This window comes from Kitasatospora sp. Root107 (assembly GCF_001424875.1).
GTDB lineage: Bacteria > Actinomycetota > Actinomycetes > Streptomycetales > Streptomycetaceae > Kitasatospora.
In genome coordinates this window covers 155,578-162,861 of sequence record NZ_LMCT01000018.1, presented here as the reverse complement: position 1 = coordinate 162,861, position 7,284 = coordinate 155,578, and the positions used below count along the sequence as shown (strand labels likewise).

The 7,284-nt window shown below is 70.9% G+C and carries 5 protein-coding genes and 3 pseudogenes; 5 read left to right on the top strand and 3 right to left on the bottom strand.

What is annotated here, in order from left to right; translation table 11 throughout:
- The first annotated feature begins 116 nt into the window (after positions 1-116).
- From ASC99_RS18605 to ASC99_RS18585, 5 genes and pseudogenes are all read left to right on the top strand, one after another.
- The gene (locus ASC99_RS18605) at positions 117-854 is read left to right on the top strand and encodes a (Fe-S)-binding protein (protein ID WP_057233388.1); all 738 of its coding nucleotides are present in this window, start codon (positions 117-119) and stop codon (positions 852-854) included.
- Positions 854-2,045 (top strand): annotated as a pseudogene (locus ASC99_RS18600) (lactate utilization protein B); the annotation flags it as partial. The gene ASC99_RS18605 and the pseudogene ASC99_RS18600, both read left to right, overlap by 1 nt.
- Positions 2,046-2,073: 28 nt before the next feature.
- The gene (locus ASC99_RS18595) at positions 2,074-2,709 is read left to right on the top strand and encodes a lactate utilization protein C (protein ID WP_057233386.1); all 636 of its coding nucleotides are present in this window, start codon (positions 2,074-2,076) and stop codon (positions 2,707-2,709) included.
- Positions 2,706-3,017, top strand: coding sequence for an L-rhamnose mutarotase (locus ASC99_RS18590; RefSeq protein WP_057233383.1), 312 nt, complete (start codon positions 2,706-2,708; stop codon positions 3,015-3,017). The genes ASC99_RS18595 and ASC99_RS18590 overlap by 4 nt, the downstream gene beginning before the upstream one ends.
- 8 nt (positions 3,018-3,025) lie before the next feature.
- A pseudogene (locus ASC99_RS18585) lies at positions 3,026-3,866 on the top strand (amidohydrolase).
- Between the two features lie 15 nt (positions 3,867-3,881).
- Here ASC99_RS18585 and ASC99_RS18580 read toward each other — a convergent pair.
- From ASC99_RS18580 to ASC99_RS40665, 3 genes and pseudogenes are all read right to left on the bottom strand, one after another.
- Positions 3,882-4,574, bottom strand: coding sequence for a FadR/GntR family transcriptional regulator (locus ASC99_RS18580; protein WP_057233430.1), 693 nt, complete (start codon positions 4,572-4,574; stop codon positions 3,882-3,884).
- 78 nt (positions 4,575-4,652) lie between these two features.
- Positions 4,653-6,748: pseudogene (locus ASC99_RS40670) on the bottom strand (RICIN domain-containing protein); the annotation flags it as partial.
- 2 nt (positions 6,749-6,750) lie between these two features.
- The coding region (locus ASC99_RS40665) for a glycoside hydrolase N-terminal domain-containing protein (protein ID WP_235583064.1) at positions 6,751-7,284 on the bottom strand (534 nt) is incomplete at both ends.

Below are 7,284 nucleotides of genomic sequence, written 5' to 3'. Positions count from 1 at the left end.
GAGGTTCGGGACGCCGCCGCTATGCTCCGGCACCACATCCCGGCGGCGCTCTGGGCCGAGCTGAAGGAACACGGGCTGCTGCCGACCGACGTCCCGACACCGGAGGAGGTGAGCTGATGCGCATCGCCCTGTTCATCACCTGCTTCAACGACACCCTGTACCCCGACACCGGCCGGGCGGTGGTGACCGTGCTCGAAAGACTCGGCCACCGCGTCGAGTTCCCGCAGGAACAGACCTGCTGCGGACAGATGCACTTCAACACCGGCTACCGCCCCGACGCCGTCCCGCTGGTCGCCCGCTTCGCGCGGACCTTCGCCGACTACGACGCCGTGGTCACCCCGTCCGCCTCCTGCGCCGGCATGGTCCGCGACAACCACCCGCTGCTCGCCGAGGAGTACGGCCCGCCCGCCCTCCGGCAGCAGGTGGCCGAACTGGTGCCCCGCGTCCACGAGTTCACCGAGTTCCTGACCGACGTGCTCGGCGTGACCGACGTCGGCGCCCGCTACCCGCACCGGGTCGCCTACCACCCCACCTGCCACTCACTGCGGGGCCTGCGGCTGGGGGACCGGCCCGAACGCCTGCTGCGAGCGGTTCAGGACCTCGACCTGGTCGACCTCCCGGCCGCCGATTCCTGCTGCGGCTTCGGCGGGACCTTCGCTGTCAAGAACTCCGACACGTCCGCCGCGATGCTCGCCGACAAGAACGCCAGCGTCCTGGACAGCGGCGCCGAGGTGCTCTGCGCGGCCGACAACTCCTGCCTGATGCACATCGGCGGCGGCCTGTCCCAGCAGGGCTCCACCGTCCGGACCGTGCATCTGGCCGAGATCCTCGCCGCCACCGAAGGAGCCGCGTGATGAACGACCCCGGCAACCGCGGTGTCGTCTGGCTGGGCTCCCCGGCCTTCCCCGACGCCGCCCGCGAAGCGCTCAAGGACACCCAGCTGCGCGCCAACCTGAAGCGGGCCACCGGTACGATCCGCGACAAGCGGGTCGCCGTGGCCTCGGAGCTGGACGACTGGGAGGAGCTGCGGGACGCCGCCGCCGCGATCAAACTGCGGACGGCCCGTCACCTCGACGCCTACCTGGTGCAGTTGGAGGAGTCCGTCACGGCGGCCGGCGGTACCGTGCACTGGGCCGCGGACGCCGCCGAGGCCAACCGCATCGTCACCGAGCTCGTACGGGCCACCGGTGAGCGCGAGGTGGTGAAGATCAAGTCGATGGCGACGCAGGAGATCGGCCTCAACGAGCACCTGGCCGAGGCCGGGATCACCGCGTACGAGACCGACCTGGCCGAACTCATCGTGCAGTTGGGCGACGACCGTCCCTCGCACATCCTGGTCCCGGCGATCCACAAGAACCGCACCGAGATCCGCGACCTGTTCGCCGCCGAAATGGGCCACTGGGGGCAGCCCGCCCCCGAAGGCCTCACCGACGAACCGGCCGACCTCGCGGAGGCGGCCCGCCGCCACCTGCGGAACAAGTTCCTCACTGCCAAGGTCGCCGTCTCGGGCGCCAACTTCGCCACCGCCGACACCGGCACCGTCGTGATCGTGGAGTCGGAGGGCAACGGCCGGATGTGCCTGACCCTGCCCGAGACCCTGATCACCGTGATGGGCATCGAGAAGGTCGTCCCCGACTGGGCCGACCTGGAGGTCTTCCTCCAGCTGCTGCCGCGCTCCTCCACCGGCGAGCGGATGAACCCCTACACCTCCACCTTCACCGGTACCACCGAAGGTGACGGCCCGTCGGACTTCCACCTGGTGCTGCTGGACAACGGCCGTACCGACACCCTGGCCGACACCGTCGGCCGCCAGGTGCTCGGCTGTATCCGGTGTTCGGCGTGCCTGAACGTCTGCCCGGTTTTCGAGCGCACCGGCGGCCACGCGTACGGGTCCGTGTATCCGGGGCCGATCGGCGCCGTGCTCACGCCCCAGCTGGTCGGAGTGGAGCACGCGGCGACGCTGCCGTTCGCCTCCACCCTGTGCGGGGCCTGCTACGACGCCTGCCCCGTGAAGATCAACATCCCGGAGGTGCTGACCCACCTGCNCTGGTGGCGCAAGAACAGGGAGAGCGAATGACCAGCCGCGAGACCGTCCTCGCCCGGATCCGGGCCGCCCTCGCCGACGTCCCATCCGAGGAGCAGCCGCAGGACGTCCCCGTCCCGCGCGACTACCGACGCAGCCACACCCACCCGGGCCAGGACACCGTCGCCCTGTTCGCCGAACGGGTCGCCGACTATCGCGCCACCGTCACCCGCACCGATCGGGCGCGGCTGTCCGAAGCGATCGCCGCCGCCCTCGGCCGCCGCGCCGTCCGACACCTGGCGCTGCCGGACGGGTTCCCCCCGGGGCTGCTCCCGGCAGGTCCGTGGCAGTGGCATCAGGAACCCCTCGACGTCCCGGCCTTGGACGCCCTGGACGGCGCGATCACCCTCGCCGCCGCCGGTATCGCCGTCACCGGGACCATCGTCCTCGACACCGGTCCGGGCCAGGGCCGCCGAGCCCTCAGCCTCGTACCGGACTACCACCTGTGCGTCATCCACGCCGAGCAGATCGCCGACGACGTCCCCGACGCCCTCGCCCGCCTGAGTCCCTCGCGGCCGCTGACGTTCATCTCGGGGCCGTCCGCCACCAGCGACATCGAACTCGACCGGGTCGAGGGCGTGCACGGTCCCCGCACCCTGGACGTCATCGTCGTGGAGAGAGCATGAGGATCGCCCTGCACACGCGCGTGCGCGCCGACAAGGTCGCCGAGTACGAGGCCGCCCACCGGGAGGTGCCGACCGAACTCACCGCCGCCATCCGCGCCGCCGGAGTCACCGAGTGGACCATCTGGCGCAGCGGCTGCGAGCTGTTCCACCTGCTGGAGTGCGAGGACTACGCTCACCTGCTCGCCGAGTTGGAGCACCTGCCGGTCAACATCGCCTGGCAGGCACGGATGGGCGAGCTGCTCGACATCGTCCACGACTACTCCGCAGCCGGTGGCAAGGCCGGACTCCCGGAGGTGTGGCAGCTGTGAGCGACCGCCTGATCATCGACGCGCACCACCACGTCTGGGACCTGACGGCCCGTCCGCAGCCCTGGATCACCGGGCAAGCCCTCGCCCCGCTGGCCCGCTCCTTCTCCGCCGCCGACCTCGCCGGCGAGGCTGGCGCGGCCGGCGTGGTCGGCACCGTCGTCGTCCAGACCGTCTGCGTCCCCGAGGAGACACCCGAGCTGCTGGCCCTCGCGGCCGGCAGCGACCTGGTCGCCGGGGTCGTCGGCTGGACCGACCTGACCGCGCCCGACGTCCGCGACACCATCGTCGCGCTGCGCGAACAGCCGGGCGGGGACCGGCTGGGGGGCATCCGCCACCGATCCCCACTGGCTGCTGCGCCCGGACGTCCGCCGCGGCCTGCTCGCCGTCGCCGAGGCGGGGCTCGCGTACGACCTCGTCGTCCAGCCGCACCAACTGCCCGCCGCCACCCTGGCCGCAGCCGGTCTCGACGGCCTGACCTTCGTTCTCGACCACCTCGGCAAGCCCCCGATCGCCACCGGCGTGCTCACCCCCTGGGCGGCCGACCTGCGCCGTTTCGCCGACCTGCCCAACACCGTCTGCAAGCTCTCCGGCATGGTCACCGAAGCCGCGCCCGGCGCCTGGCGGACCGAGGACCTCAAGCCCTACGCCGACACGGTCCTCGAGGCTTTCGGCCCGCGACGGCTGCTCTTCGGCTCCGACTGGCCGGTCTGCACACTGGAGGCCGGCTACCGGGAGGTCGTCCGGATCGCCGACCACCTGACGGAGGGGCTGAGCCCCACCGAGAGGCAGTCGGTCTTCCACTTCAACGCGACCCGCGTCTACCGGCTCGGGCCACCCCGCAGTGCCTGAGCCGCACGCGTCGGGCTAGAGCGCGGACACCGGCGATCCGAGCGTCTTGCGCAGCCACTGTTCCACCCCGGCGACGTGCACCGTGGCCCAGGCCTGGGCGAGGTCCGGCCGACGGGACTCGATGGCGGACAGGATCGCCTCGTGCTGCTCCCTGGTACGCGAGACGGCCCCCTCCTCGGTGACCCCGCGCCAGATCCGGGCCCGGGTGGTCGGCCCGGAGAGCCCCTCGACCAGCGAGCAGAGCACCGCGTTGCCGGAACCGGCGGCGATCAGCTGATGGAACTCCAGATCGTTGGTGATCAGCTCCTCCAGCGTGGGCTCGTCGCCCAGACTGTCGAGCACGGTCCGCAGACGCGCGATGTCCTCGTCCGACATGAGGCTCGCGGCCATCGCCGTCGCGGCCGGCTCCAGGATTCGTCGTACCTCCAGGAAGTCCAGCACCGTGTTGTCCTGGTGGAAGTCGACCACGAAGCCCAGCGCGTCGAGCAGCAGATCGGGCTCCAGGCTGGTCACGTAGGTACCGTCGCCCTGGCGGACGTCGAGCACCCTGATCAGGGAGAGGGCCTTCACGGCCTCCCGCAGCGAACTGCGGGAGAGGCCGAGCCGTTCGGCAAGGTCGGCTTCTTTGGGCAGCCTCGCCCCGGGGCGCAACTCGCCACTGACGATCATCGCCTTGATCTTGTCGATCGCCTCGTCGGTGACCGGCACGCGCATCCGCCTCCCTCTGACCTCAAACGTCTGATCTTTACAGCATAGACTCCGCTCCCTGTCGGAGGCTGCCCGGTGTCAGGCCGGGATTCGCCGCCACTGCTGGCCGGTACCGCCGTTGGCGGTCTGTTGCTCGACGGCCGCGAGGTCGGCGGTGGAGCCGCCGGTGACGCCGAGCACTTTGCCGCTGCGGACCGAGGTGACGGTCACGTAGCCGTCGCCGATGTCGGTGAGCCGCCACTGCTGGTTGGTGCCGTGAGTGGGCGTCCACTGGATGAGTTTGGCGCCGTCGGCGGTGGAGCCGCCGTTGATGTCCCAGGCCAGGACGGTGTGCGTGCAGTTGATCTCGTACACGCCACCGCTGACGGGCACGAACGCGAAGCGCTGGTTGGCGGCGCTGCTCGGGGTGTACTGGATCAGGGCGGTGCCGGTGGTGGTGGAGGCGCCGGGGACGTCGATGGCCTTGCCGCTCTTGCGGTTGACGAGCTGGAACACGGTGGTCCCGGGCTGCGGCGGGGGCGTCACGGTCACCGAGCCGCCGGCCGGGATCGTGACGGCCTGGCTCCAGGTGCCGAAGACGACGGTGGTGCTCGCCCCGGCCGGCCCGCGCAGTTTCGCGCTGCCGGACGCGGCCCAGGCCGCCGGCAGCGCGGGCAGCAGTTCCACCCGTCCGGGCCGGGACTGGACCAGCATCTCGATCATCGCCGACGGCGTGCCGAGGTTGGCGTCGATCTGGAAGGTCGAGCGGTTGCCGAAGCTGTACATGTCGAACATGTTGATGCCGGTGCCGTTGCTGAAGTTCACGGACGGCTTCATGACTGCGAGCACCAGCTGGTACGCCTTGTCGGCGTTCTTCAGCCGGGCCCAGCACAGCGCGCGCCAGGCACTGGCCCAGCCGTAGCTCGCCATGCCGCGGGCGGTCAGCAGGGCGGTGGCACCGGCGATGACGGCGGGCGGGGAGTCCTGGAGATTGATCCGGTCGCCGGGGAACAGACCGGCCAGCGGGGAGAGGTGACGGTGCGTGGTCTCGCCGAGGTTGGCGTCGGTCATCCACTCCTCAAGCCAGCCCGAGGTGGCGCTCACCACGGGGAGGTACAGCCGGTCCTGGAGGGAGCCGATGGTGGCGGCGTACGCGGCGTCCCGGCCGAGCCGGGCAGCGGATTCGCGGTAGTTCCGGAACAGTTGCCAGACCAGTTCCTGGGCGTAGGTGATGCCGATCGCGTCGGTCGGGCCGTGCTCGGGCGACCAGTCGTGGTCGTCGACGAGCACCTGGCGGGTGCCGCCGGTCGCCGGGTCGGGCACGGTGACGGTGATCAGCCGGGCCTCCCAGAACTCGCAGGCGCCCTTCAGGAGCGGGTAGATCCGGTCCAGGAGACCAGCGTCCTGGGTGTACTGGTAGTGCTCGTACAGCGAGTTGCACATCCAGGCGTTGCCGGCCGGATGCCACCACCAGCCGTTGCCGCCCCAGATGTTGGTGGAGATGGCGAGAGTCCAGCCGGCCACCTTGCCGGAGGTGTTGCGGAACCCGTTGCGGGGGTCCTGGAAGAGGCTTCTGGTGGCGGCCTGCCAGCCCGGCAGTTGGGCGACGCAGTAGTCGGTGAACGCGTCGAAGCACTCCGGCAGGCCCGCCCGGTCGGGCAGCCAGTAGTTCATCTGGACGTTGATGTCGGTGTGGTAGTCGCTCATCCAGTCCGGACTGTTGCGGTCGACCCACAGGCCCTGAAGGTTGAGCGGAAGGCTGCCGCGCGAGCCGCAGATCACCAGGTGGCGCCCGAAGTACAGGTAGGAGGACTCGAGTTCGGGGTCGGGCACGGAGCCGGCGGCGGCCCGCGCGGCGAGTCGGGAGGCGGTGTCCATGGCCCGCTGCCCCGCGGTGGAGGTGCCCAGGTTCACCGTCATCGTCTGCTGCAGCCGCTGGTAGTCGGCGACGTGCGTGGCCAGCAGCGAGGTCGTGGAGACGGCGGCCGCGTCAGCCGCCTTGGCGCGGGCGACCGTGAGTGGGGCGACGGCGGTGTCCTTGTAGGCGGTGGACGCGTCCGCCTTGTAGTTGGTGCCGCCGGAGACGATCAGCAGCACCTCGCTGCAGTTGCTGAAGCTCACCTTGGCGCCGGCCGCGGAGACACTGCCGCCGGTGCCGACCGCCTTCACCACGGCGGCGTACTTGAGCGAGTTCGNNAGGGCGGCGCCGAAGAAGGCGCTCGCCGTCGAGCCGTCGGCCGTGACGGACTCGCCCCGGGTGCCGGTGAGCGTCATGGATCCGGTGTACGTACCGCCGCCGCTCTGCGTGAGCCGGATGACGATGACGTCATCCGGGTGGCTGGAGTACACCTCGCGCCGGTAGGTCACGCCGCCGAGCTGGTAGGACGCGGTCACCAGGCCGTTGGAGAGGTCGAGCGTGCGGCGGTAGCCGCTGATGGCCGTGGTGGTGTGGGCGGGGATGTCCAGGTACGCCTTCGCGAGGAGTCCGAAGGTCCCGAAGTCCGTGGTGCCGTACGGGAACTGGCCGTCCGAGCCGAGCACGGCGTTCGCGTCGCCGGTCCACAGGGTGGCGTCCGACAGGTACAGCGCGTCGTGGGACGGGCCGCCGGTGACCAGCGCGCCGAGCCGTCCGTTGCCGATCGGCAGGCCCTGCTCCAGGATCGCGGACTCGTTGCCGGGCGCGGTGTACCAGAGGGTGACGGCCTCGCCGTCCGGGACCAGCGACACGGAG